General features: G+C 48.7%; 22 protein-coding genes and 1 pseudogene. 11 read left to right on the forward strand and 12 right to left on the reverse strand.

Features of this window, described 5'->3' with window-relative positions; genetic code table 11:
* Positions 1 to 166: 166 nt before the first annotated feature.
* The 5 genes and pseudogenes from C7B65_RS15895 to lysA form a co-directional block, all read right to left on the reverse strand.
* Entirely contained in the window at positions 167 to 778 is a 612-nt protein-coding gene (locus C7B65_RS15895; RefSeq protein ID WP_083583024.1) for a lysophospholipid acyltransferase family protein, read from the reverse strand.
* Between the two features lie 68 nt (positions 779 to 846).
* Positions 847 to 1,260: pseudogene (locus tag C7B65_RS15900) on the reverse strand (DUF3370 family protein); the annotation flags it as partial.
* 95 nt (positions 1,261 to 1,355) lie between these two features.
* Entirely contained in the window at positions 1,356 to 2,102 is a 747-nt protein-coding gene (locus C7B65_RS15905; protein ID WP_073073279.1) for an undecaprenyl pyrophosphate synthase, read from the reverse strand.
* A 167-nt stretch (positions 2,103 to 2,269) separates the two neighbouring features.
* Positions 2,270 to 3,208: a diadenylate cyclase CdaA gene (gene cdaA, locus C7B65_RS15910; RefSeq protein ID WP_223257411.1), complete on the reverse strand. Its 939-nt coding sequence runs from the start codon at positions 3,206 to 3,208 to the stop codon at positions 2,270 to 2,272.
* A gap of 130 nt (positions 3,209 to 3,338) precedes the next feature.
* A complete protein-coding gene (gene lysA / locus C7B65_RS15915) occupies positions 3,339 to 4,799 on the reverse strand; it encodes a diaminopimelate decarboxylase (protein ID WP_317615825.1) in 1,461 nt (486 codons plus the stop codon).
* On the opposite strand from lysA, the gene rimI reads away from it, so the two are divergent.
* The 3 genes from rimI (at position 4,780) to mscL (ending at position 8,715) form a co-directional block, all read left to right on the forward strand.
* The gene (gene rimI, locus C7B65_RS15920) at positions 4,780 to 5,424 is read left to right on the forward strand and encodes a ribosomal protein S18-alanine N-acetyltransferase (protein WP_244913219.1); all 645 of its coding nucleotides are present in this window, start codon (positions 4,780 to 4,782) and stop codon (positions 5,422 to 5,424) included. The two genes, lysA and rimI, sit on opposite strands and share 20 nt — an antisense overlap.
* A 170-nt stretch (positions 5,425 to 5,594) precedes the next feature.
* Entirely contained in the window at positions 5,595 to 8,075 is a 2,481-nt protein-coding gene (locus tag C7B65_RS15925; protein WP_073073276.1) for an ATP-dependent Clp protease ATP-binding subunit, read from the forward strand.
* A 223-nt stretch (positions 8,076 to 8,298) separates the two neighbouring features.
* On the forward strand, positions 8,299 to 8,715 hold the full coding sequence (gene mscL / locus C7B65_RS15930; protein ID WP_073073274.1) for a large conductance mechanosensitive channel protein MscL: 417 nt from the start codon (positions 8,299 to 8,301) through the stop codon (positions 8,713 to 8,715).
* Positions 8,716 to 8,767: 52 nt separating this feature from the next.
* On the opposite strand, the gene C7B65_RS15935 is transcribed toward mscL, so the two are convergent.
* Both C7B65_RS15935 and C7B65_RS15940 read right to left on the reverse strand, forming a co-directional pair.
* The gene (locus C7B65_RS15935) at positions 8,768 to 9,982 is read right to left on the reverse strand and encodes a DUF790 family protein (protein ID WP_073073272.1); all 1,215 of its coding nucleotides are present in this window, start codon (positions 9,980 to 9,982) and stop codon (positions 8,768 to 8,770) included.
* Complete coding sequence (locus tag C7B65_RS15940; protein WP_073073270.1) at positions 9,982 to 10,590, reverse strand: Uma2 family endonuclease; 609 nt, start codon at positions 10,588 to 10,590, stop codon at positions 9,982 to 9,984. The genes C7B65_RS15935 and C7B65_RS15940 overlap by 1 nt, the downstream gene beginning before the upstream one ends.
* Positions 10,591 to 10,721: 131 nt before the next feature.
* Between C7B65_RS15940 and C7B65_RS15945 the strand changes: the two genes are divergently transcribed.
* Positions 10,722 to 11,597 carry a DNA/RNA non-specific endonuclease gene (locus tag C7B65_RS15945; protein ID WP_073073268.1) on the forward strand — a complete coding sequence of 292 codons (876 nt, stop codon included), beginning with the start codon at positions 10,722 to 10,724 and terminating at the stop codon, positions 11,595 to 11,597.
* 4 nt (positions 11,598 to 11,601) lie between these two features.
* On the opposite strand, the gene C7B65_RS15950 is transcribed toward C7B65_RS15945, so the two are convergent.
* The 3 genes from C7B65_RS15950 to C7B65_RS15960 form a co-directional block, all read right to left on the reverse strand.
* Positions 11,602 to 12,012 (reverse strand): nuclease A inhibitor family protein, encoded by a 411-nt coding sequence (locus tag C7B65_RS15950; RefSeq protein WP_073073267.1) that lies wholly within the window; start codon positions 12,010 to 12,012, stop codon positions 11,602 to 11,604.
* A 6-nt stretch (positions 12,013 to 12,018) separates the two neighbouring features.
* On the reverse strand, positions 12,019 to 13,497 hold the full coding sequence (locus C7B65_RS15955; RefSeq protein ID WP_073073265.1) for a DEAD/DEAH box helicase: 1,479 nt from the start codon (positions 13,495 to 13,497) through the stop codon (positions 12,019 to 12,021).
* Between the two features lie 140 nt (positions 13,498 to 13,637).
* Positions 13,638 to 14,360, reverse strand: coding sequence for a Uma2 family endonuclease (locus C7B65_RS15960; RefSeq protein ID WP_073073263.1), 723 nt, complete (start codon positions 14,358 to 14,360; stop codon positions 13,638 to 13,640).
* A 149-nt stretch (positions 14,361 to 14,509) separates the two neighbouring features.
* On the opposite strand from C7B65_RS15960, the gene C7B65_RS15965 reads away from it, so the two are divergent.
* From C7B65_RS15965 to C7B65_RS15980, 4 genes are all read left to right on the forward strand, one after another.
* The gene (locus tag C7B65_RS15965) at positions 14,510 to 15,613 is read left to right on the forward strand and encodes a Gfo/Idh/MocA family protein (protein ID WP_073073262.1); all 1,104 of its coding nucleotides are present in this window, start codon (positions 14,510 to 14,512) and stop codon (positions 15,611 to 15,613) included.
* 229 nt (positions 15,614 to 15,842) lie between these two features.
* Complete coding sequence (locus tag C7B65_RS15970; RefSeq protein ID WP_073073258.1) at positions 15,843 to 19,331, forward strand: DNA polymerase III subunit alpha; 3,489 nt, start codon at positions 15,843 to 15,845, stop codon at positions 19,329 to 19,331.
* 35 nt (positions 19,332 to 19,366) lie between these two features.
* Positions 19,367 to 19,546 carry a hypothetical protein gene (locus C7B65_RS15975; RefSeq protein ID WP_073073256.1) on the forward strand — a complete coding sequence of 60 codons (180 nt, stop codon included), beginning with the start codon at positions 19,367 to 19,369 and terminating at the stop codon, positions 19,544 to 19,546.
* 26 nt (positions 19,547 to 19,572) lie between these two features.
* Positions 19,573 to 19,962 (forward strand): hypothetical protein, encoded by a 390-nt coding sequence (locus C7B65_RS15980; protein ID WP_073073254.1) that lies wholly within the window; start codon positions 19,573 to 19,575, stop codon positions 19,960 to 19,962.
* 86 nt (positions 19,963 to 20,048) lie between these two features.
* On the opposite strand, the gene C7B65_RS15985 is transcribed toward C7B65_RS15980, so the two are convergent.
* Positions 20,049 to 22,028 carry a serine/threonine-protein kinase gene (locus C7B65_RS15985; protein WP_073073251.1) on the reverse strand — a complete coding sequence of 660 codons (1,980 nt, stop codon included), beginning with the start codon at positions 22,026 to 22,028 and terminating at the stop codon, positions 20,049 to 20,051.
* Positions 22,029 to 22,168: 140 nt separating this feature from the next.
* On the opposite strand from C7B65_RS15985, the gene moaD reads away from it, so the two are divergent.
* The 3 genes from moaD to C7B65_RS16000 all read left to right on the forward strand — a co-directional run bounded on the left by moaD (position 22,169) and on the right by C7B65_RS16000 (position 24,202).
* Positions 22,169 to 22,429, forward strand: coding sequence for a molybdopterin converting factor subunit 1 (gene moaD / locus C7B65_RS15990; RefSeq protein WP_073073249.1), 261 nt, complete (start codon positions 22,169 to 22,171; stop codon positions 22,427 to 22,429).
* Between the two features lie 110 nt (positions 22,430 to 22,539).
* Positions 22,540 to 23,844 (forward strand): threonine synthase, encoded by a 1,305-nt coding sequence (gene thrC, locus C7B65_RS15995; RefSeq protein ID WP_073073247.1) that lies wholly within the window; start codon positions 22,540 to 22,542, stop codon positions 23,842 to 23,844.
* An 82-nt stretch (positions 23,845 to 23,926) separates the two neighbouring features.
* Positions 23,927 to 24,202, forward strand: coding sequence for a MoaD/ThiS family protein (locus C7B65_RS16000; protein WP_073073245.1), 276 nt, complete (start codon positions 23,927 to 23,929; stop codon positions 24,200 to 24,202).
* A 316-nt stretch (positions 24,203 to 24,518) separates the two neighbouring features.
* Here the strand turns inward: C7B65_RS16000 and C7B65_RS16005 are convergent, their stop codons facing one another.
* Entirely contained in the window at positions 24,519 to 25,280 is a 762-nt protein-coding gene (locus C7B65_RS16005; RefSeq protein WP_073073243.1) for a class I SAM-dependent methyltransferase, read from the reverse strand.
* Positions 25,281 to 25,339: the final 59 nt, after the last annotated feature.

Below are 25,339 nucleotides of genomic sequence, written 5' to 3' on the forward strand. Positions count from 1 at the left end.
GAACCTTCGCTTTCGCGTCCGTTCCTCTCACCCGCTTGACTAATATAACTTGGCAAGGCGAACCGTGTCAAGCAAAAAGGGGAAATTTTCTTGAAATAGCCTTGGAAGCCTTTGGAGAAGGGCACTTTACTAGACTTGGTTCAATCTTCCACACAAGCTTGAAAGATTAAAGCGGTTTGTCTTCTGTTGCCCCCTTACTCATTCCTTTTACTCTCTCTAAACCAATTAATATTGACTTCTGCAATGCCTCGGTCAAAGCCTGAGCGGTTTGCTTGTTATTTGACTGACGATACTGGTCGGTTCGAATAGGCGGACTGATGAGGACGAAGACTCTAGCTCTTGGAGCAGCAGTAGGACTGTAGTAGAGAGAAATTGGGACGACGGACACCGAAAGCGGTTGGGTTGAGATCGCCTCAGCTTGTAGCACTAAACGAGCTAGTCCCGTCTTGAGAGGACGCAGAGGTTGATCGCGGACGATGCCGCCTTCGGGAAAAACAACCAGCTTTTTGCCACTGTGAAGCACTTCGATCGCAGTCCGCATACTAGAAACAGTGGGATGAACCGGGTCAACTGAAAAGCCTCCTAAGCGTCCAACGATCCAGCCCTGAATGCCTGTCATTTGATCAGACCTGGACATATATCTGAGGGATTCTGTACTTAGCAAAGCAAGTACCAACGAATCCCAACGGCTGAAGTGCTTGGATGCGAAAACGGCTGGACCTGTTTTTGGGAGATTCTCGCAACCGATAATTGTGATTCTTCCAAAATAAAGGTGCATGAAGGCGCGGTGGATAGGAACGATCGACCAGTAGAGCCAGGGAACGACTTTGGCAGATTTAGACACAGTTAGTTGCCTAGATTTTTGATCGTGAGGATTTGAGGAGGTGTGGCATCTGGAGGATAGAGGAAATCTACCTCAACTGAGCGACGATCGCCCGGTTTGATACTTAGCGTAATTAAAGGTTGTCCTTGCTGCCCTCTGCGTTGGACGAGATGGATGTAGCGAGTTTGAGAAAGACCTCGATCGTCGGTATGGCGAAGTCGTACTGTGCCGCGAGAGAAGATTCTGGAGTCTGGGGTAGACAGAAACAGGACTTCATTCTTGCTCTTGTTTTCTTTGAGAGGGGTTTGGACAACCAGTGCAACGGTTTGCAGTTGCTGGATTGTATTTTTGAGAGGCAAGGTGAGATTGTACTGGATACTATAATTAACGTTTGCTAGATAGGCTGTAGTATCAGGATAGCGAACTAGCATCGGAGCACTTTGAAGGTGCCTCGGAGACTCACGTTAATTTAAGTTTGCGTGTCAAGTCTGAAATTTGGATAAGTGATGCCACATTCGTCATTCAAAATTTATCAGACTTTTCCAAATCTTCGTTCTCGTTGCTGATAAGCGGCTAGTGCTTGGTGAAATTCTTGACGATCGAAGTCGGGCCACAGCGTATCGGTTACATAAATTTCGCTATAAGCCATTTGCCACAGCAGAAAGTTGCTTAACCGCATTTCACCACTTGTCCGAATCAATAAATCGGGATCACGGATGCCTGCGGTGTAGAGATGACGCTCAAACAGACCTTCATCAATGTCTTCGGGTTGCACAAGTCCCTGCTGAACTTGAATCGCGATCGCTCGACACGCCCTTAAAATTTCCTGCCGTCCGCCATAATTTGTGGCAACCGTGAAGCAAATGCCCTGGTTGTCTTGAGTTTCTAGCATCGATCGCTCAATTTCAGCCTGAAGGCTTCTGGGTAAAGCGCCGAGATTGCCGACAAACTTAATGCAAACATTCTCCTGCATCATTTCCCGCAGTTCTTGGCGCAGCACCCGCTCAAAAAGCGTCATCAAAAACTCAACCTCCTCAAGCGGTCTCCCCCAGTTTTCGGTCGAAAACGCATAGGCAGTTAGCGCTTGCACCCCCCAATCTCGACAGCACCGCAGCAACTCTTTCAGTGTATCGACCCCTCGCCGATGTCCCATAATTCGAGGTAGCCCTTGACGTTTTGCCCAACGTCCATTGCCGTCCATAATTACAGCAACGTGTTTGGGTAGCTGGTCTCGCTTTAGATCAGTCGGTAATTGTAAGACGGTGTGCTTGGCAGTCATTGTTTTTCGTGAGGAGCCGATGCTTGAGTGATAGAAAGTCAAATGAGTGAAGATTTACCGGAAGAAATTTGATAGAGCGATCGCACAGGGTTGCACTCTAGACTAACGACTCTGAACCACAACTAAAATAAATCTCTTGCAAAGATGTCATAGTACAAGAATCTGAGCTAGTCACTCTGATTTTTTGGATCTTTTGATTTGGGGTTGGGTCTCAGGCTGCTTTCAGAATCACCCATCTTTTTCTGTCGAAATAAGCGTGAGAATAGAGACAGTGCTTTACCAGAAATCTGACGGGCCAAACTCCGCAAATCGGGGGCGACGGGTTCACGATCGCCCGATTCAGAAAACCGCGCTTCTAGAAGTTCTTTTAGTTTACTGCTGGTTAGGGGACGGTTGAGTGCGCCTCTTTCGGCTAGAGAAATCGACCCTGTTTCTTCAGAAACGACGACACAGATACAGTTTTCAACCCTTTCGGTGATACCCATCGCGGCACGATGCCGAGTTCCTAACTGCCGAGAGGCTGTCCGCTCTGAGAGCGGTAAAATTACACCTGCCGCAATGATTCGGGAGCCTCTGATCAAGACTGCCCCATCGTGAAGTAAAGTTGTCGTTTGAAAGATAGTTTGAAGGAGTTCTTTAGAAACTTCAGCATTGAGCTTAACCCCTGGAACTGAGAAATCGCGCTCGTCGATCGGAATAGAAGTCTCTAAAATCAACAGTGCTCCTATCCGGTTTTGCGACAGTTCTTTAACAGCATCGACTATCTCGTCAATTACGCTGTCCGATCGCGGCAAGTTTCTTCGCGACGGCTGAAATAGCTGGAAGATTTCACCTCGTCCTAGCTGCTCTAAAAAACGACGAAACTCTGATTGCAGAATAAACGCCATTGCCACAGCCGCGCCAATGACCAAGTTATTGAGTACAAAGCTCAGAAGTTTCAGTTCTAATCTTTGGCTCACCGCTGCTGCCAGCATGAGCACAATAAAGCCTCTGACCATCCATAGAGTGCGGCGCTCACCGATGATCACCAACATCACATAGGTCAGCGCTAACACTAACCCAATATCAATCAGAAACCTGAGATTGTCGAGGATGAAAATCAACAAGGACTGTATCCAGTCGGGGTTTGTTAATAAGGATAAAGGGTCAAGTGTAGAGGGTGAAAGCGCCACAGGAGTGTTTCAAGCTGGATTTTATTCAATCTTCAAAACTACTTCACCCTTTACCCTTCCCGCTTTACCCTTCTTTCAATCTTTCTGGGAGGCGATCGTGGCGGATCAGATCTTCGTAGGTTTCGCGCTGCAAGATGACGTTTGCCTCTTCTGCATTTACCAAAACAGCCGCAGGGCGAGGCAGCCGATTGTAATTGGAGGACATGCTGTAATTGTAGGCTCCGGTTGCCATGACTACGAGAATGTCTCCCGATCGGGTTTCTGGCAGTTGCGCGTCTTTAATTAGAATATCGCCCGATTCGCAGTGTTTTCCAGCGATCGTAACTTGAGTGGCGATCGGGGCAGACATCCGATTTGCGACGACTGCACGATAAAGCGATTGATAGGTGATCGGGCGTGGATTATCTGACATTCCACCATCGACACTAATATAAGTGCGAATTCCAGGAACGGTTTTTTCCCCACCTATGGTGTAGGCCGTGACGCAAGCAGAGCCGATTAGCGATCGTCCCGGTTCCGATAATAATTTCGGCATCGGAATGTTTTGCTCTTGGCAGGCAGCAGCTACAGACTCACACACTACTTTTACCCATTCATCAATGCTGGGAGGATCATCCGATTCGCTATACCGAATGCCTAAACCGCCGCCGATGTTGAGTTCTTGAATCGTCAAACCATATTGTGCCGCTTTGCTCAACCACTGCACCATCACAGTTCCTAAGTCTTGGTGCGGTTGCAGTTCAAAGATTTGAGACCCGATGTGCGCGTGTAATCCTACAAATGCCAGCGAAGATTGTTGACTCACAAATTCAAACAGTTCGTCAACCTGATTGGGATCGAAGCCGAACTTACTATCCAGGTGCCCGGTGCGGATGTATTCGTGAGTGTGACACTCAATACCAGGCGTTAGGCGTAGCATGATCCGCACCGGCGTTTGACGATCGCAAGTCAAAGTTGCCAACGTCTTCAGTTCTAGCCAGTTGTCAACCACGATCGTGCAACCTGACTCGATCGCTAATCTCAATTCATCTAATGACTTATTATTGCCGTGCAGATAAAGCTTGTTAGGGTCAAGACCTGCTTTCAGAGCGGTATAGAGTTCGCCCCCTGAAACAATGTCGATTCCTAAGCCTTCGCTACCAACGATCGCGCAGACTGCCAAACAATTCCAGGCTTTCGAGGCGTAGAGAACTTGTGATTCTCCGGGGTAGTAGCGCTTAAACGCATCGCGGTATTGACGACAAGCGGTTCTCAATGTCACTTCGTCTAAGACATAAAGAGGAGAACCAAATTTTTGTGTCAGTTCAGAGATATCACAGCCGCCAATCTCTAAGCAGTCGTCGCGGTTGACTTGGGCAGTCAGGGGCAACAGGAATTGATTGGGCGATCGATCCCCAGAAGCCATTGAGTTAGGTAAATATTGCCGACCGGATTGCACTTCCACAGGTTGAGTCAATGTCATTTCGTTGTCTTCGTCCTCGATCGCGAACAGGTTAAAGCCATCTTTGTTATTACCAGTGTACAATTGGGGGCTGTGTATTCTGACCCGAATTCAACCCGCTTGTGTGACTTCCCTAGAACTTAGGCGTTTAACTTCAGAGTTTCTTCCGGCTGTTTTAGCCCTTGATCAGCTATGTTTTGGGGGTCTATGGACGTTAGAAGGCTATCAGAGAGAACTGGAAAGCCCTAATAGTGACCTGCTAATTTTAGTAGCTCATGGCTCCTCGTGTGTGCTGGGGTTGGGGTGCCTTTGGGCGATCTTAGACGAAGCTCATCTTACGATCGTCGCCGTTCACCCTAACTATCAGCGTCTAGGGTTTGGGCAGGCGATCTTGCTTGCCCTGCTGCAATCTGCTCGCCAACGAGGGTTAGAAAGAGCTACCCTAGAGGTAAGAATTTCTAATCAATCCGCGCTTAATCTATACCAAAAGTTTGATTTTCGCGAGGCAGGGCGACGAAAGCGCTACTACCCCGACACCGGAGAGGATGCCAGCATTCTTTGGCGTGGCGGACTGCAACACCCCAATTTTCCTAACCTTTTGACGAGTTGGCAGACGCAAATCTGCGATCGCCTTCATGAAAATAATTGGACTTTAATTGTTACCCCTGATACGTTTACGACAGAAGAATTTTTGTTGACAGACGCTTAAGGGTTCGGTGACAATCTGCCCTTGGCAATAAATTTCAGGCATCTAGCGATCCCGAACGATTGGGTTCGGTAATCGCGACTCTTCCCTGCGGCGTAAACCCAGTGGCGAGACAATTCCGCTATGTTAGAATCATCGGTACCGGCAACGCAGCAGGTGAGTGGAAATACGCCATGTTTGAACGCTTCACAGAAAAAGCCATTAAGGTGATCATGCTAGCCCAAGAGGAAGCTCGCCGCTTGGGTCATAACTTCGTAGGTACAGAGCAGATCCTCTTGGGTCTGATTGGAGAAGGGACCGGCGTCGCCGCCAAAGTACTGAAATCTATGGGCGTTAATCTCAAAGACGCTCGGATTGAGGTCGAGAAAATCATTGGTCGAGGTTCTGGCTTTGTTGCCGTGGAAATTCCCTTTACCCCACGGGCGAAGCGAGTTCTAGAACTGTCTCTTGAAGAGGCTCGTCAGTTAGGTCACAACTACATTGGCACTGAGCACCTGCTCTTGGGTCTGATTCGAGAAGGTGAAGGAGTCGCTGCTAGGGTGCTTGAAAACCTGGGTGTCGATCTCTCCAAGGTTCGCACTCAAGTGATTCGCATGTTGGGTGAAACCGCCGAGGTTTCTCCGGGCGGCGGTCAAGGGCGAACCAAGACTCCGACGCTAGACGAGTTTGGTGCAAACCTGACTCAGATGGCAGCCGACGGAAAGCTCGACCCCGTAGTCGGTCGTCAAAAAGAAATTGAACGAGTGATCCAGATCTTGGGTCGCCGCACTAAGAACAACCCTGTTCTGATCGGTGAGCCGGGTGTGGGTAAAACTGCGATCGCAGAAGGGCTTGCCCAGCGCATTGCCAATGACGACATTCCAGACATTTTGGAAGACAAGCGCGTCATGACCTTAGACATTGGTCTACTGGTTGCAGGCACCAAATATCGGGGCGAATTTGAAGAGCGCCTCAAGAAGATCATGGACGAGATTCGGTCTGCTGGAAACGTCATTCTGGTGATCGACGAAGTTCATACCTTAATTGGGGCAGGGGCTGCTGAAGGCGCGATCGACGCTGCCAATATCCTCAAGCCAGCTTTGGCACGAGGCGAGTTGCAGTGCATCGGTGCCACCACGCTCGATGAATATCGTAAGCATATTGAGCGAGACGCTGCCCTAGAGCGCCGCTTTCAGCCCGTCATGGTGGGCGAACCCTCTGTTGACGAAACGATCGAGATTCTGCGAGGTCTGCGCGAACGCTACGAGCAGCACCACAAACTGAAGATCTCGGATGCTGCCCTTGAGGCGGCTGCCAAGCTCTCAGACCGCTACATCTCCGATCGCTTCCTACCCGACAAAGCGATCGACTTAGTTGACGAAGCAGGTTCCCGCGTCCGGTTAATTAACTCTCAGTTACCACCTGCTGCCAAGGAACTGGATCGGGAATTGCGCCAAGTCCTCAAAGATAAAGACGACGCGGTGCGGTCACAAAACTTTGACCGTGCAGGCGAATTGCGCGATCGCGAAACGGAAATCAAAACTGAGATTCGTTCGATCGCTCAAACCAAAAAAACAACAGATGCGTCGGGTGATGATGTGTCTCCCATTGTGGACGAGGAAGATATCGCTCACATTGTGGCTTCGTGGACAGGCGTTCCGGTGAATAAACTTACCGAATCTGAGTCTGAAAAGCTGCTGCACATGGAAGACACGCTGCACACGCGGCTGATTGGTCAAGATGAAGCGGTGAAAGCAGTGTCTCGTGCGATTCGTCGGGCGCGAGTGGGCTTGAAAAATCCTAATCGTCCGATCGCGAGCTTTATCTTCTCCGGGCCAACTGGGGTGGGTAAGACTGAGTTAACGAAAGCGCTGGCTGCCTACTTCTTCGGCTCCGAAGATTCCATGATTCGGCTCGACATGTCCGAGTTTATGGAGCGGCACACTGTTTCTAAGCTGATTGGTTCGCCTCCTGGCTATGTGGGCTACAACGAAGGGGGGCAGTTGACCGAAGCCGTTCGTCGTAAACCCTACACTGTCGTGCTGTTTGATGAAATTGAGAAGGCGCACCCAGATGTGTTTAACATGCTGCTGCAAATTCTTGAAGATGGTCGTCTAACAGATGCTAAGGGTCGCACTGTTGACTTTAAGAACACGTTGCTGATCATGACCTCGAACATTGGTTCTAAGGTGATTGAGAAGGGTGGCGGCGGTTTGGGCTTTGAGTTTGCCAACGAAGACGTTGCAGAGTCGCAGTACAACCGAATCCGCTCATTGGTCAACGAAGAACTGAAGAACTACTTCCGTCCTGAGTTTCTTAACCGTCTAGACGAAATCATCGTCTTCCGTCAATTGATCAAAGAAGAAGTTAAGCAAATTGCAGACATCATGCTCAACGATGTCTTCAAGCGTCTGACTGAGCAGGGGATCACGCTGGAAGTCACTGAACGATTTAAGGATCGTTTGGTCGATGAAGGCTTTAACCCCAGCTATGGAGCGCGTCCTTTACGTCGAGCCATTATGCGCTTGCTAGAAGACTCTCTCGCTGAGGAGATTCTCACGGCCCGCATCAAAGACGGCGATGTCGCAATCATGGATGTGGATGAGACCGGACAGGTAAAAGTTCTGCAAGGAGAGAAGCGAGAGCTACTTCCTCTTCCGCAAGCGGTTGAGTAAGCTCTAGGTCTCTAACTTTAGTTAATTTTTTGAGTGGTAGAAGTTCTGAAATTTCTACCACTTTTTTGTATCAATTGAGTTGAGCTTAATCGCACAAAAAGCTTTGTGATTCTGAAAGGCTCGTAAAACTTAATAAACTAGCTTTAAATAAGAAAATACAATACAGCGCAAGTTCGGTAGAACCTATTACTATTAATTCCATTCATACAAGGAATTATCTCTTATGGCAAGAAGTGGATTCTTAGCAGATTTTCAGAAATTTCTGATGCGGGGAAACGTTATTGATTTAGCGGTTGCGGTCATTATTGGCAGCGCATTCAATCAAATCGTCACTTCCCTTGTAGAAGACATCATTACGCCCGTAATTCTCAACCCTGCCCTGCAAGCAGCTAAGGTAGACAATTTGCAAAGTTTGAATTTCAATGGGATTAAATATGGGGTCTTTCTGGCTGCAATTATCAACTTCATCGTGATTGCGTTTTCTATTTTTCTCCTGATTCGGGCGTTTGAGAAGGCGAAGAAGCGGTTTCAGCATCAAGAAGCCGTTTCAGAAGCGGAGGCTGCTGACCCAGTTGTTTTGTCTCAAGAGCGCTTGACGGGAGCGATCGAGCGTCTCACTTCATCACTGGAAAGTCGATAAGCAACGGAGCGATCGCTTGACTTTCTGGGGAAGTTAGGCGATCGCTCCATGACTATTCCAAAACTTCTAAGACGGCTTTGGGTAATAGTTGATCTTTAAACCAAACAATTCTGGCAGATGTATCGTTAAAGTTGACTCCTGCTTTTTCTAGGTTGAGCCGCTCAGAGATTGCCAAAATCAAGTCGTCGCGTCCTGCCTGTCGCACTTGAGAAAACTTCTTTTTGAGATATTCTGGTCGCCAATAGCCGACGATTTCTAGCAAAAAGGTGCGTCCGTCAGGGTGAACGAGCCGAAAATCGGGAATCATCACGCTGCCAGGAATCGGAATTAAGTCTACTTCTCGCTCTAGTTGCCACTCAGTTTTAGCTTTTTGCCAGCGTTCGACAAACCCCGCTTCTAACATACTGTCGTAGGTTTTGCCAGGGGGATAGTGGCTGACTAACCCACATTCTGATTCGAGGGCAAAGCGTCCGGTGCGAGTCTTGCCAGAGTAGCTATCGTTGACTTGCAGTTCGGCAGTTAGGCTCCATTTAGAGACATGAAGCAGCGCGGGAAGCAGTTTGGCGATCGCCAATCCATATCGGGTAGATGGCTTAAACAAACTCGTCGGCCCGTCAACGGTTAGCGTAAAGCCGTGATCGGCATCGCCCTCAATATAGGTCATTAACTGAAACAGTTTGACGTAGCGAAACAGCAGTTTATATTGACCTGGATCGTTGCGATGAGCATTTAGAATCAGATGGCTGGCACGGTAAAAAACCCCTTGCACTTGAGAAAGATTATAGCGATGTAGTAAGGCTTCTGAAGTCGGAACTTCAAACTCAGTTAGGATTTGATTGTCGGGAAGATCGGCGTAAAGTCCCGATCGGATCTGGTCAGTTAACACTTCATGACCCAACTCTTGAGTGAGAAGATCTGCGAGATGATCGAGCGTGATTTGTGTTGCTTGAACACTGGGCGCAACTTGAGCAGACAGCGCAAAAATTCGCTCTCTCAGCATCGGTGGCTCTAAAGGACTAATGGTTTCAAAGGTGCTAAACCCACTGTTGAGGAGATGGGCAAGTCCGCGTTTGATGCGATAGTCGGTTTCTTCGCCTTCAAGTTCTAATAGTTGGCGGTTGAGTTCGCCTTTAGTGATGCCTTTGGCTTCTTGAAATAGAGTGATCAAATCTTGAGCGATCGCCAGATTGGATTGATCGAGCTTTAACCGCTTCGGAACCAACTCTTCACCGCTAAACCGATGCATTAACAGATCAGATGGCAGCATTAGTTCCAGATCTCGCGTAAATCAAGGATGAATTCAGGGAGGACGGTTTCTTCAGAGAGGGGGTTGGGGCGATCGAGAATCTCGATCGGTTGACCTGGACGATAGATTTCAACCTGTTGATCTTGTGGATTAATCAACCAGCCTAGAGATGCCCCATTTTCTAGATACTCTCGAATTTTTGCGCGTGCGTCTTCTAAATCGTCAGTCGGAGAGCGCAACTCGATCACAAAATCAGGACATAGCGGAATAAATTTCTTTTTCTGCTCAGGAGTTAGACTATCCCATCGGTCTTGCTGAACCCATGTGGCATCGGACGCGCTGCTTCGCAGATACCGCAAGGGTCGAGTTGCCCCGTTAGGCAGTTTGAACCCGGTTGAAGAATCAAAACTTTTACCCAGTTTCTTTTGCTGATTCCAAAACCAGAGCTGCCCCGTTAAGCCAGAATTCCAGTTTCCTGTTTCGCCACCAGTCGGTGACATAACAATTAATTCTCCTTGGGAAGTGCGCTCAAATCTCAAGTCTCGGTTGGCGCGACAGATTTGCTCAAATTGCTCGTCAGTCAATTCCAAAGCGGGTTTTAGATTAAGGGTGAGGCTTGTTAGCTGCATGACGAACTCTCAATTGCTGTGAAAGCAGAAATTTTGCTCGTAGCATTCTTGTAGTTTAACGACTCTGTGTAACTTCTTTGATTTTGCCACGTCATAATGAAAGGCAGCATTACGATCGAGAGACGGGTTATATGTTGAAATCACGGTGGCAATGGGTAATCGCGATCGCGGTCTTAATTTTGATCGCAGTGGGTAGCGTTTGGCTGTTTCGGCAACAACCCACGTCAGAACCAAACCCATCGCTGATTGGAGTCACTTCTAACCTTCATGCCAAGATGGGTATTCCTAAGAATGTAAAGGAGACTAATCCAGATGATGAGTATCTGTTGCAAAGCCCAGACCGACCTTATGTTACGTCTTACAACAACAGTAAGCTAATTCCCAATTGGTCAAGCTGGCAGTTAAACAAAGATTGGCTAGGAAATGTCCCGCGCCGTAACGATTTTCGTCCTGATCCGGCGTTGCCAAAGGGCTGGTATCAAGTTAGGTCTAGTGACTATAACAACAGTGGATACGATCGTGGACACATGACTCCGGCTGCTGATCGTGACAATACTCCCCAAAATATTTCTGCCACGTTCTTAATGACAAACATTGTGCCGCAAGCGCCTGATAATAATCAGGGCCCTTGGGCGCAGTTAGAGAACTATAGTCGTGGTTTAGTAGAGCAAGGAAAGGAACTATACATCATCGCGGGTGGCTATGGAAACACGCGATCGATTGGGAAGGGCAATGTCAAAATTGTGGTGCCCGATCGGGTTTGGAAAGTAATTGTCGTTATGGATAAGACTGGGTTGAGCGCTAGTGATGTGACGGCAAATACGCGGATTATTGCGATCGATATGCCCAATCAGCAAGGCATCAAAGATATGGATTGGCGCAAATATCGAGTCAGCGTTGATTTGATTGAAGAGAGAACGGGCTATAACTTTTTGACCAATGTGCCAGATGCAGCGCAGGTGCAACTTGAGGAAAAAGTCGATAAAGTCGTTGAGCGGGTCAATTAGTAGGCTAAGTTTCGACAGCTTTTGTGGTGATTCCAGCGAGGTGACTATTTGGAGTTTGTCCAATAATGTAGATATCTAACTGAATCTCACCGAGTCGGTAGACTTTGAGGTGAGTGAGATGCTGTTTGAGTGTGGCGACAAGTTGCTGATATTTTTTCATCGTTTCAATTTCTTCGTCACTATACCAGTCTTGTGATTGAGTAACAAATTCAAAAAAAGAGTCGAGGTCAACAGTCTTGACGATCGTATCTATTGAGTGATGAGTCAATTCTAATAGCTGCTCATCGGTCAAGTCAGAAGCTGTTTGGTCTTGCCAGCAAAACGCCTCAAATGGATGCTCTGACTCAGTGATCCACAGTAGATTGTCGCAGGCTGCTTTGAGTTGAGTGATCAGGTCTGAGGAATCTTGAGTCATGAGGAGTTACCAGTCTGCTTCGGGTTCGGCGGCACGAGGAATTGATTTCTTAGGAACAGCATAAACCGAAGGGGGCGGCACTAACTCTAGTTGATGTTGCGGTGATTTTGTAGGAGATTTCTCCCCTTTGCGACGACGAGAAACACCTTCTTCGCTAGTGTCTTCTGCCACGACTTCGTAAAGCAACGCTAACTTGGTGGGATCTTTGCCTTTGCGTAGAATTCGCCCTAATCGCTGAATATATTCGCGAGTAGAACCTGTACCCGACAGCACGATCGCGACACTCGCCTCCGGGACATCAACGCCTTCATTTAAAACTCGTGAAGCAACCAACGTTTTATAGTCCCCTTGCTTAAATCGAGTCAGAACATCGTGCCGTTCTTTAACTGGAGTTTGATGCGTAATTGCAGGAATCAGAAACTCTTGAGAGATGCGATAGACGGTGGCGTTGTCATCTGTAAAAATCAGAGTCCGTTCAGGGTAATGTTGTGATAAGAGATCGGCTAGAATTCGGAGTTTTCCTTCGGTGCCAAAGGCGATCGCTTTTGCTTCTCGGTGCGCCAACATGGCTTTACGTCCGGCTTTCGATCGGGCACTGGCTTGCACAAATCGTTGCCATCCCTGAGCGCTGCTGAGATAAATATTCGCTTCTTTTAGGAAGGCGTTGCGGATTTGAACTAAGCGATCGTAGCGGTCTCGCTCTTGTTTGGAAAGCTTAACTTTGATTTGAGTCGCTTTGTGTTTTGCCAGTGCTGAACCGGATAATTCTTCTGCGGTTTTGCGATAGACTTCTGCACCGATTAAAGTGTTTAGATCTTCGTGTTTGCCGTCTGTGCGTTCGGGTGTTGCCGTTAATCCTAATCGATAGGGCGCGATCGCAAATTCTGCAATCACTCGGTTGAAGCCACTCGGTAAATGATGGCATTCATCGAACACTAACAACGCGTATTGATTGCCGAGTGTTTCAGCATTAATCGCAGCGCTATCGTAGGTTGACACGAGAATGGGAGTGCGATCGCGTGATCCGCCTCCCAGTAACCCGACTTCGACATCGGGAAACGCCGCCGTTAAGTGTGCATACCACTGGTGCATCAAGTCTAATGTAGGCACCATCACCAACGTACTGCGCTGCGTAATTTGCATCGCCAATTGCGCTAGATAGGTTTTTCCAGCAGCAGTCGGGAGAACGACAACTCCCATCCGCCCGGCATGTCTCCATGCGTCGAGGGCTTCTTGCTGGTGTGGATAGGGTTCCATCTCTAAACTAGGCACCATTTCAACTTCTGCAAAAGCTTTAGCTTTGTCATCAAGCTCGGTGCCTTCAGCGCGGAGTGCCAGAACCAAATTGCGATATTGGTGAGCGGGAATGCGGAATCGTTCGATGCGATCGTCCCAAATTGCATAGTCCATCCATGCCCTCCCTTTAGGTGGGGGATGCAAAATCAGAGTGCCACGATCGAACTTGAGCGTAGGAGTACGAGCCATAAGTTTTGCTCAGAACACTTGTTCGCTTGTATGACGTTTATCGTGTCATCTCTGAGAGGGTTTCGCAAGCCAAAAGGCGAGATTAAGGGTGGAAACCCAAACTGCCTTATGGAAGGATGAGGATTAAGACAGGCTGCTGGTCAAGCATCAGGATCGATTCCCATTGCTCTCAGTTGCTCTTCAAGTCGCTCGGCTCTGGCTTCAGCTCGTTCCGCTCGTTGTCGCTCCTGCTCCGCTCGTTGCTGCTCTTGTTTGGCTTGCTCTGCTCCAGTCGGTACAATGCCATCGCGGGTACACCAGCGTAACCAGCGATCGTGCTTACCTTCAAATACACCATCCCAGATAGTTAAGCCGATGCCCACCTGTTCTAGCCAGGTTTCTGTCATCGCTTGATAGCGGTTTCCTCGCCGCTCAAAGACTCTCAGGAGGGTGTCTCCCAACTGTTGGAGGGGATCAAACACCACATAGTAAGCCACGCCGATCTGAGGATAGTCTCTAAGCTTACTGCCCAACTCATTACCTTCTTTGTTAGAGACAATCTCGATCGCGACATCGGGCGGTTTACCAAACTCCCACACGAGATACGTGCGATTTTTTTTCTCATGCCAGTTTTCAGGAATTTCGACGTTGAGGCTCAGAAACACATCAGGCACGATCGGAGGCTGACGTACTGCATAAAATACTCCGACGTTTGCTGCCAGCAGAGAGGGACAATCAAGCACCGCAGAATTGCTGTAAAGCGGTTCTGTTAAGAGACGCTGTTGTTTTTCGGTAATTAAATTATCCAAAGGGGTGTTGTCCTCAATCACCAGGTCTTGCAGGTCGGGCGACAGATCAACTTCATGGGCGAGACTTTGCGACATGAGAAAACCCTCTGGCTTTAATGGCAATTCTGAAGCAAGCTTGCTTTACAATCGTAGCTGTTTATGGTGATCTTACACAAAGGTGGCACGAGGACGGATTAAGGGTGGGATACTCATAGTATCGTTGCCGATTTAGAGTCTAGATAAGTATGGTTTTTTCTAGTCAATCTCCGATCGGAGTCGCGATCGTCGGCACAGGCTTCGGTCAAAAAGTTCACATGCCGGGGTTTCAACAACATCCGCGCACCCAGATTGTGGCGGTCTATCATCGTGATTTAGAGAAAGCACGAGCGATCGCTCAAGCTCACAATATTCCTCATGCCTGCCAAACGTTAGAAGAGATTGTCTCGCTGCCAGACGTTCAAGCGGTTAGTATTTCAACGCCGCCGTTTTTGCACTATGAGATGGCAAAGACAGTACTCGAAGCCGGAAAACATTTGCTGTTAGAAAAACCGACTGCGTTATCGGTGTCACAAGCGCGGCAATTGCAAGAATTAGCGGCGCAGAGAAACGCGATCGCGACGATGAACTTTGAGTTTCGCTTTGTCCCAGCATGGCAGCGATTAGCGGAATTAATTTCAGAAGGCTATGTCGGACAAAAACGCTTGATTAAAGTTGACTGGCTGGTGTCGAGTCGCGCTGATGCTTCGCGCCCCTGGAATTGGTATGCCCAAAAAGATCAGGGCGGCGGTGCACTGGGCGCGATCGGATCTCACGCTTTTGACTATATCGCCTGGTTATTTGGCTCGACAAAACGTCTGTGTGCGCGTCTGCAAGTTTCGATTCCAGAGCGACCCGATCCCAATTCTGGACAGTTGAAGCTCGTGGATGCTGATGACACTTGTTTAATCATGCTCGAATTAGCCGACGGAACGCCCTGCCAGATTTGCTTAAGTGCTGCCACTTATCAGGGACGCGGGCACTGGGTCGAAGTCTATGGCGATCGCGGCACACTCATTCTCGGCAGTGACCATCAAAAAGACTATGTTCACGGCTTCAGGCTGTTGGGCAGTCAAAATGGGCAGCCGTTGGCGGAGTTAGAGATTCCTAAGCGCCTCGCGTTTCCTCAAGTCTATGCTGACGGCAGAATTGCGCCCTTCATTCGAGTGGTCGATCAGTTTGTGTTGGGCATCGATCGCCGCGAGTCTCTGCCGCCCTCGCTCAAAGAAGGCGTTTATTCACAACTCCTGATGGATTTAGCTCACGAATCGAATGAGACAGGAACCTGGGTGAATGTGCCCGATCGAGAATGACCGCCTACTTTTTATAAAAGTCTAGTACAAAATAACCCTTTTTCTGATAGGTTTGATACATTGGTACTAAACCTGTGCAATAAAAGGCGCGAGGCTAAGGTCAAATCTGAGATTTGTGCCTTTACACCTTGCTGACTCTATATGTGGAGTGGTCGGCCAAAAAAAATATTAGATCTAGCGTCTACGATCGGTTACTCTAGTCTCACTCCGTTGTGTGGTTTGAGCAGTTATGTCTTTTGTTGGTCTACATATTCACAGCGACTATAGCTTGCTAGATGGTGCCAGTCAGTTACCCAAACTGGTCGATCGAGCAATGGAACTGGGAATGCCCGCGATCGCCCTCACCGATCACGGGGTGATGTACGGCGCGATCGAGCTAATCAAGGTCTGCAAAGGCAAGATTACGCCGATCATTGGCAATGAAATGTATGTGATCAACGGCGACATCACTAAGCAAGAACGCCGACCTCGCTACCATCAGGTCGTTCTCGCAAAAAATACTCAAGGCTATAAAAACCTAGTCAAGATCACCACGATTTCCCATCTCAAAGGAGTCCAGGGAAAAGGAATTTTCTCACGCCCGTGCATCAGCAAAGATTTATTAGAGCAATACCACGAAGGCTTGATCGTCACAAGTGCCTGTCTCGGTGGTGAAGTGCCGCAGGCGATTCTGCAAGGCAAGCCTGACATCGCTCGTCGCGTCGCTCGGTGGTATCAAGACCTATTTGGCGATGATTATTATTTAGAAATTCAAGATCACGGCTCACCCGAAGATCGAATCGTCAACGTTGAGGTCGTCAAGATTGCCCGTGAGCTAGACATTAAAATCATTGCCACCAACGATTCTCACTACATTTCTTGCTATGACGTAGAGGCGCACGATGCGTTGCTGTGCATTCAAACGGGCAAGCTGATCTCAGAAGACAAACGACTGAGATATAGCGGCACCGAATATCTCAAATCAGCCGACGAGATGCGGATGTTGTTTCGCGACCACTTGCCCGATGATGTGATCGAAGAAGCGATCGTCACCACCGTCGAGGTTGCCAACAAAATCGAAGAATACAAAATCTTGGATGAGCCGCGCATTCCCAATTATCCCGTTCCGACGGGTCAGACGCATAATGCCTATCTAGAGCAAATCACCTGGGAAGGACTTTTTAAGCGGCTAAAATGCCAGTCTCGCGTCGAGGTCAGCCAAGTCTATCAAGATCGCCTAGTCTACGAACTCGAAATGATGCAGCAGATGGGGTTTGCGACTTACTTTCTAGTCGTGTGGGACTACATCAAATACGCTAGAGATCATGGCATTCCCGTCGGGCCGGGACGTGGATCGGCAGCCGGATCGCTGGTTGCTTATGCCCTCGGAATCACCAATATCGATCCGGTGCATCACGGCTTGCTGTTTGAGCGATTTCTCAACCCCGAACGGAAATCGATGCCAGATATTGATACCGATTTTTGCATCGATCGCCGCGATGAAGTGATCCAATATGTCACTCAAAAATATGGCACTGAACGAGTCGCGCAGATCATCACTTACAACCGCATGACTTCTAAAGCGGTTCTCAAAGACACAGCGCGAGTATTAGATGTGCCTTATGGCGATGCCGATCGCATGGCGAAACTGATTCCGGTGATTCGAGGCAAACCCGTCAAACTGGAGGTAATGATTTCTGACAAAACGCCTGCGCCAGAATTCAAAGAGAAATATGACAAAGATCCCAAAGTGCGGCACTGGCTAGACACCGCGATCGGGATTGAAGGCACCAACAAAAGTGTGGGCATTCACGCTGCCGGAATTGTGATTTCCTCCGATCCGCTCGACGAGATCGTGCCACTTCAACGCAACGCGGATGGGGCAGTCTTTACCCAATATTACATGGAGGACATCGAAACTCTGGGTCTGCTAAAAATGGACTTTTTGGGACTCAAAAACCTGACGATGATCCAAAAAACGGTGGAGCTAGTTGAGCAAACTCGTCACGTGACGATCGACCTTGATAACCTATCGCTTGAAGATCCCGCAGTCTACAAGCTTCTAGCACGAGGCGAGTTAGAAGGTGTCTTCCAGCTTGAGTCATCAGGGATGCGGCAAATTGTCCGTGATCTCAAACCGTCAGGAATCGAAGATATTTCGTCAGTGCTTGCCCTTTATCGTCCAGGCCCATTGGATGCGGGGCTGATTCCTAAATTTATCAATCGTAAACACGGGCGAGAAGCGATCGACTACGCGCACGACATTCTCAAACCGATTCTCAACGAAACCTACGGCATCATGGTCTATCAAGAGCAAATCATGAAGATTGCTCAAGATATGGCAGGCTATTCGCTCGGTCAAGCGGATCTGCTGCGTCGGGCGATGGGCAAAAAGAAAAAATCTGAAATGGAAAAGCACCGCGAAATGTTCGTCGAAGGTGCCGGGAAGAACAACGTTAAACCCAACGTTGCAGATGCGCTGTTTGAGCAAATGGTGCAATTTGCTGAATATTGCTTTAACAAATCTCACTCAACAGCTTATGGATACGTCACTTATCAAACCGCTTATCTAAAAGCAAACTATCCCGTCGAATATATGGCGGCATTGATTACCGCTAACAGTGGCGATCAAGATAAAGTTCAGAAATATATTGCCTCTTGCGTCAGCATGAATATTCAGGTGCAGTCGCCTGATATCAATCGCTCTGGCGTAGACTTTACGCCGACTGGAGAAAACATTTTGTTTGGCTTAAACGCCGTCAGAAATGTGGGACAAAGTGCAGTTGAAGCCCTCCTTGTCTCTAGAGAAGAAAAAGGCGAGTTCAAATCGCTGGCAGACTTGTGCGATCGCGTAGACTCCCGCGCCATTAATCGTCGAGCCTTAGAATCTCTAATCTACTGTGGAGCCTTTGACAACGTTGATTCAAATCGCAATCAACTTATCCAAGACTTAGAACTGGTGATGGATTGGGCACAATCTCGCGCTAAAGATCGGGTCAGCGGTCAGGGCAATTTGTTCGACTTGATGGGCGGCGGTGCGAGTCAGCAATCCAGCTTTGAGACGGCACCCAAAGCGCCAAAAGTGCCCGACTTTCCGCAGCAAGAAAAACTGCGTTTAGAAAAAGAAGTTCTCGGCTTTTATATCTCTGATCATCCACTTAAACAGTTGCAAGAGTCAGCAAAGATTCTTGCGCCGATTAGCTTGAGCGATTTGGGAGATCGTCAAGAAGGCGACAGCATCAGCGCGATCGTCATGCTCACCAACGTCAAAGCCGTCACCACCAAGAAGGGCGATCGGATGGCAATCATCACGATCGAAGACCTGACCGGGCACTCAGAAGCCGTCGTCTTCCCCAAATCTTTCGAGCGAATTGGACATCTGATCGTTCCCGATGCCCGACTGATGGTGTGGGGCAAAGTCGATCGCCGCGATGATCAGGTGCAGTTCATCCTTGACGATGCAGAACCGATCGAAACCGTCCGCATGGTGATGGTCGAACTCGAACCGAGTAAAGCAAACGACAGTCAAGAACAATATCGACTGCGGCAAATCCTGCAAGAGCAGCGAGGCGAAGACCATAGCGCTAGGATTTCAGTGGTAGCGATCGTCAGTGCTCACGATCGTCGTTATTTTGTGCGGTTTGGGCAAAAGTTTCGGGTGCAAGACGAACACGCAACGGTGACGGCTTTAGGAAAAGAAGGCTTTCGGGCACGAGTGTCTTCGTTAGTTAGTGCTTAAATAGATCACTACATACTAAGAGCCGCTCAGCGGATATGTTGTTTCATTGGGCAATTTTGCAGCGAGATGTGCCAGAAAGTGCGGCGGTGACGGGCGATCGTGGAGTGATTGTGGATGAGCTGCCGTTTTCTCAAGCGCTCCAAGAATCGGGCTATACGATCGAGGTGTTTCAGCAGGGGAAAACGCTGGATGTGGTGGCTGCTCAAACTCAGTAGGGTTAACCTAAGCCAGAGAACAACAAATGCAATGGCAGATTAGAACTGACAATACAATCTCTATCAATTTACAGATTGATGATATTTTTCTACTACGGTTTGTCAATAAGATTCAGAACCCTGCTATTAAAAACTTCCTAGTTTTTCAACATACGAAATTGCATGAAGACATGCAAAAGATCTGGCTCAGTGAGTTGCATAACATAATGGAATTGAGCCGATCTGATGCCAGAAAGCATTACTTGAAAGGTAATAAACTTCCAAAAGATCTTCAACTACGTGAACAAGTTCTTTCTGAGCTAGCAGACCGATATCTAGATAAGCATCATCTAAACTGGTTTCTCATGAAGGATCTAGAGGCTTTACTTGAGCTTGCCCTTTCTACTAAGAGCGTTATTCATTGCGTCAGTAATTGAGACGATTGCTCACCTTGCAGTAGCGCGATCGCCAAGGCTTGCTCAGGCAAAGGAGCCACATCACCTCCAGACCACTTTGAACCAGGTTAAACCAGTTGCCAAACTTTCACAGTGTTATCAGAACTACCACTTGCAAACCGTCGCCCGTCAGCGCTGACAGCAACCACGTTTACAGAGTTAGTATGCTCGGTGAGTGTGCCGATTAATTCACCCGTGTTGAGAACCCAGAGCTTCACTGTTTTGTCATTACTGCCACTAATCAGCGTTCTACCGTCGGGGCTAATGGCGATCGAGTTAACAATCTCGGTGTGACCCAACAATGTGCGAATCACTTCGCCAGTGTTGGGGTTCCACAGCTTGATCGTTTTGTCTTTGCTGCTGCTGGCCAAAATTTGCCCATCGGGACTGATGGCGATCGACATCACTGAATTAATGTGTCCGCTCAGAGTTCGCACGAGATGACCCGTGTGGAGGTTCCATAACTTAATCTGATTATCAAGTCCACCACTGGCAAGAATCTGGCTGTTGGGGCTGATTGCGACCGATCGCACCATTCCCGCTAGGTCAGTAAAACTTTGTAGGAGTTCTCCAGTTTTGGTGCGCCATACGCAGACGGTGCGGTCTTCGCTGCCACTGGCAAAAAACTGTCCATCGGGGCTAACGGCAACCGAGTTGACATCGCGACTGTGACCCGCTAGCGATCGCAGCATGGCTCCATTCGGAAGCTGCCAAATTTTAATTGTGTCGTCATCACTGCAACTAATCAACGTCTTGCCATCGGGGCTGGTTGCCAAACAGTTGATCGGTTTGCTGTGCCCTGTGAGAATGCCAAGCCGTTCGCCAGTGGTTAAATCCCACAGCATGATGCGATCGTCTAAGCCACCGCTAATCAACGTTCTGGCATCTGAACTGAGGGCGATCGCAACTACCCAAGATGAGTGCCCGCTTAACGTATGCAAACATTTCCGAACCTGCCGACTTTTAGAAGATGGCTGAACTTTGCCTCTCGGAAACGAGGGTTGAGAAATTGGGGGCTGAGGTGAACCCGAAGGTGTTTCTCCAGAAGGTCTGGCTCCTGAATCTCTCGGTGAGCCAGAAGTGGGCGGTTGAGTCACGCCCGGCGCGCTAGCAGACCGAGACGACCCTTGAGGAGAGGCAAACGCAGGAGTCGATAAGGCAGCTCGCAGATCACGCATGGCTTCGTCTGCGGTTTGATAGCGATCGTTGACCAGATCTTTTAGCATTTTGTCGAGCATTTGCCCGATGCGATCGCTAACCGCCGCTCCTCGCTGCGCCAGCTTTTCTCGCCACAGCCAATGCCCTGCCAGCGGATCGTAGAGATCTTCAGGTCTGATTTGAGTCAGCAGATAGACACAGGTTGCGCCCAGGCTATAAAAGTCACTAGCGGGGTAGGCTTGACCGTTTCGCAATTGCTCGATCGGCGCATAGCCTTCGGTGCCGATTTTGGTTCCGGGTTGAGTTGAGGGGCTTTCGGTTAAGAGCTTGGCAACCCCAAAATCAATCAATACGAGTCTGCCATCGAGTTTGCGACGAATAATATTTGAAGGTGTGATATCGCGATGAATGACATGATGATCGTGCACAAATTTCAAAATCGGCAGCAGTCGCACCAGCACTTCTCGAATCTTTTGTTCACTAAAAGCTCCTTGCCGATGCAGTTCTTGTGCCAGCGTTGGGCCTTCGATAAATTGCTGCACTAAATAAAGTCGCTGATCATGCTCAAAATAGGCAAGCAGCGTCGGAATGTGAGGATGCTCACCCAGTTCATGAAGGCGCATCGCTTCTTGTTCAAACAGTCTTACTGCCTTTTCTAACCCTTTAGTGCCTTTCAACTGAGGGGAAAACTGCTTAATCACACAATAGGTTTTCAGCCGATCTTCATCGACAGCGAGAAACGTTTTGCCAAACCCGCCTTGACCCAAAGGCTTTAAAACACGATAGCGCCCTCGCAGTGTCGGCACCAGTTTTACTCCGCAGCTTTGGCAAAACTCCGTCCCATCAACATTCTGCGGGCGCTTACACTCAGGGTTTAGGCAGTAAGTCATTAAAAGACATCAGTAACTGGATGGGCGGTCGAGGGCAAAGCTCCACGATCGGCAGTGAAGCGGTCTTATTCTGATTTTACTCCCCAAACGATCAGCAAGTAAGCTGAGAGCAAATAGCTCATCGTTGAACGCTTTTAATCATGCCTGATTCCATCACGATCGTGGTCAAACTGTTTGCGGTTTATCAAGAAGCCTGCGGGACTCCAGAGTTAATGCTAGAACTCCCGGCTGGGGCAACTGTGGCTGACGTGCGCGATCGGCTGATCGCCAAGCATCCTGAACTGACTCAATGGCGCGATCTGACTCGATTTGGCGTGAACCTGCAATTTGTCGAGCCTGACACTGTTCTTCAGCCAGGAGACGAAGTGGTCTTCATTCCGCCAGTGAGCGGTGGAATTTAATCCCGACTTTTTCTGTCGGGATTGTTTGACTCGATTTTTTGCCCATGTTACTATCAGGCAACGTCAGCCGTTAAACCTTTAGAACGCTTGCACCGAGAGGATTTCAAGATATGACTCAGGCGACTCAACCCAAAACTCACTCTACCACTGCTGCCTTTGAAGCGTTGAAGTGTAAAGAGTGTGGCGCAGAGTATGAACTGAAAGCGAGTCACGTATGTGAGTTTTGCTTCGGCCCATTAGAAGTGAAATACGACTATGAGTTCTTGCGCCGCACTGTCACCCGCGAAACGATTCAGGCAGGCCCTAACTCGATTTGGCGCTATCGTCCGTTTTTGCCAGTTGCCACTAACACCCCGATCGATGTCGGCACGGGCATGACTCCTCTGGTGCAATCTAACCGTTTAGCCCGTCGCTTGGGTCTCAAAAAGCTTTACATCAAGAACGACGCGGTGAATATGCCGACTTTGAGCTTTAAGGATCGGGTCGTATCCGTTGCATTGACTCGCGCCCAAGAGCTAGGCTTTACCACTGTTTCTTGTGCCAGCACTGGAAATTTGGCAAACTCGACAGCCGCGATCGCGGCTCATGCGGGTCTAGACTGCTGTGTGTTCATTCCTTCTGACCTCGAAGCAGGCAAAGTGATGGGCACTCTGATTTACAATCCGACGGTGATGTCTGTTCACGGCAATTACGATCAGGTGAATCGGCTTTGCTCTGAGGTCGCCAACACCCACGGCTGGGGCTTTGTGAATATTAACCTTCGTCCCTACTATTCAGAAGGCTCTAAGACGCTGGGCTACGAGGTGGCGGAACAACTAGGATGGCAGTTGCCCGATCACATTGTTGCGCCGTTAGCGTCGGGTTCTCTATTCACCAAGATTTATAAAGGCTTCCAAGAATTTGTAGAAGTTGGGTTAGTCGATGCGAAGCCTGTGCGGTTTAGCGGTGCTCAAGCCGAAGGCTGTTCTCCGATCGCCAAAGCCTTTGAAGAAGGACGTGACTTTATCTCACCCGTGAAGCCCAACACGATCGCCAAATCGATCGCGATCGGCAACCCCGCAGATGGCGTATATGCGATCGACATTGCCCGCAAGACTAATGGCACCATCACCTCAGTCAACGATGCCGAAATCATTGAGGGCATTAAGCTCTTAGCCGAAACCGAAGGCATCTTCACTGAAACCGCAGGCGGAACGACGATCGCCGTTCTCAAAAAGCTGGTCGAAGCCGGGAAGATTGATCCCGAAGAAGTCACAGTTGTCTACATCACAGGTAACGGTCTCAAGACTCAAGAAGCCGTACAAGGCTACGTCGGCGAACCGTTTACGATCGAGCCAAAACTCGACAGCTTTGAGCGGGCCCTAGAGCGGTCAAAAACCCTCGATCGTCTAGAGTGGCAGCAAGTTCTCGTCTAAAAATGATCAATGATGAGGGCTGTATTCAAGACCGCTCATCGTTCATCACTAATCATTAATCACTCACCATTTTTCCTTCATCATGGCTGTTAAAGTTCTCATTCCCACCCCATTGCAGAAACTCACCAATGATCAAGCAACCGTTGATTGCAGTGGCACTAGCGTTGCAGAGTTGCTAGAGTCTCTCGAACTAAGTTGCCCCGGCATTAAAGCCCGTCTTTGTGACGAACAAGGACAACTACGGCGATTCGTTAATTTCTATGTTAATAGTGAAGACATTCGCTTTTTAGATGGCGTGAATACTTCACTTAACGATGGCGATGAAGTTAGCATTATTCCGGCGATCGCGGGTGGCTGATCAAATCAAGCCTTCTCCCATTTATTGAGCCGTTGGTAAGAATTTCTTGCTAACGGTTTTTAGTATTCAACCTGAGTTCGGGATAAGTTACTGCTCCGTTTCAGTTCCCTTCGCCCCCTAAATCCCCCAAACTTGGGGGACTTTGAAGCAGAAAGATCGACCGCGTTCAAGAAATTGTGCCCATTCCAAGTCCCCCAGCATGGGGGATTTAGGGGGCGAGACGCTCGGCATTGGACGATCAAACTATCGCAGGCTGCACAGGAGACCAGGTTCAATCGCTAGGCAGGCAATGATTAACCCGAACTGACGTTATTCATTAAACAGTTTGCGGACTCGCTAAAAAAACTTTGGTTTGATACTTCAAATAGACAAAGCCACGATCGTCTACCCAGCGCTCATACAAATCATTGAGATCGACGAGCAGTTGTTCATAAGCCGCTCCTGCTTGCGGAATATACGATCGGCTCTTGGCGTTGCCAATCAATCCTGTTTGATCAAGGGCTTGTTGAGACAAAAAACGGAATTCCTGCACGTTGATAAAATTGGGATTTTCAGGAAAAACCTCTGGACGATCGAGAGCAGGATGCTTATCGGACGCTTTCCGCATAATTTCCCCCACCTCTTGAGTCAACAAATCGTTTAAGTCTCGGTTGTTCCACACCAGCGCTAGCCGTCCTGATGACTTAAGAATCCGATGAAACTCAGCGAGTGTCGAGTCTGGCTCAAACCAGTGAAACGACTGAAAACACGTCACCAAGTCTACTGACTGATCGGGTAAGCCAGTTTGTTCTGCTGATGCCTGTTGATATTTGACTTTGGGATGCGTTTCTGCGGCAGCACTCATCGCGGCGTTGGGTTCGATCGCCCACACATTCACCCCCCGATCTGCCAACAACCGAGACGAAATGCCTGTTCCCGCACTGATATCGGCTGCAATTAATTGAGACGGTTCACCCAATTCTAAAAGCAGTTGATCGATCGCTTCAGTCGGGTAGCTGGGGCGATAGTTGGCATAGTTGGCGGCACGATCGCTGAATCGATTTAATGGGTCAAGCTGATAGAGCGAAAGATTAGACATAGATGCCGTGTATAAGCTTTGTTGAGAGAACGAAAAGCTAAACGCCCCTATTATGGCTT

Source organism: Phormidesmis priestleyi ULC007 (genome assembly GCF_003003695.1).
Lineage (GTDB): Bacteria > Cyanobacteriota > Cyanobacteriia > Leptolyngbyales > Leptolyngbyaceae > Phormidesmis_A > Phormidesmis_A priestleyi_A.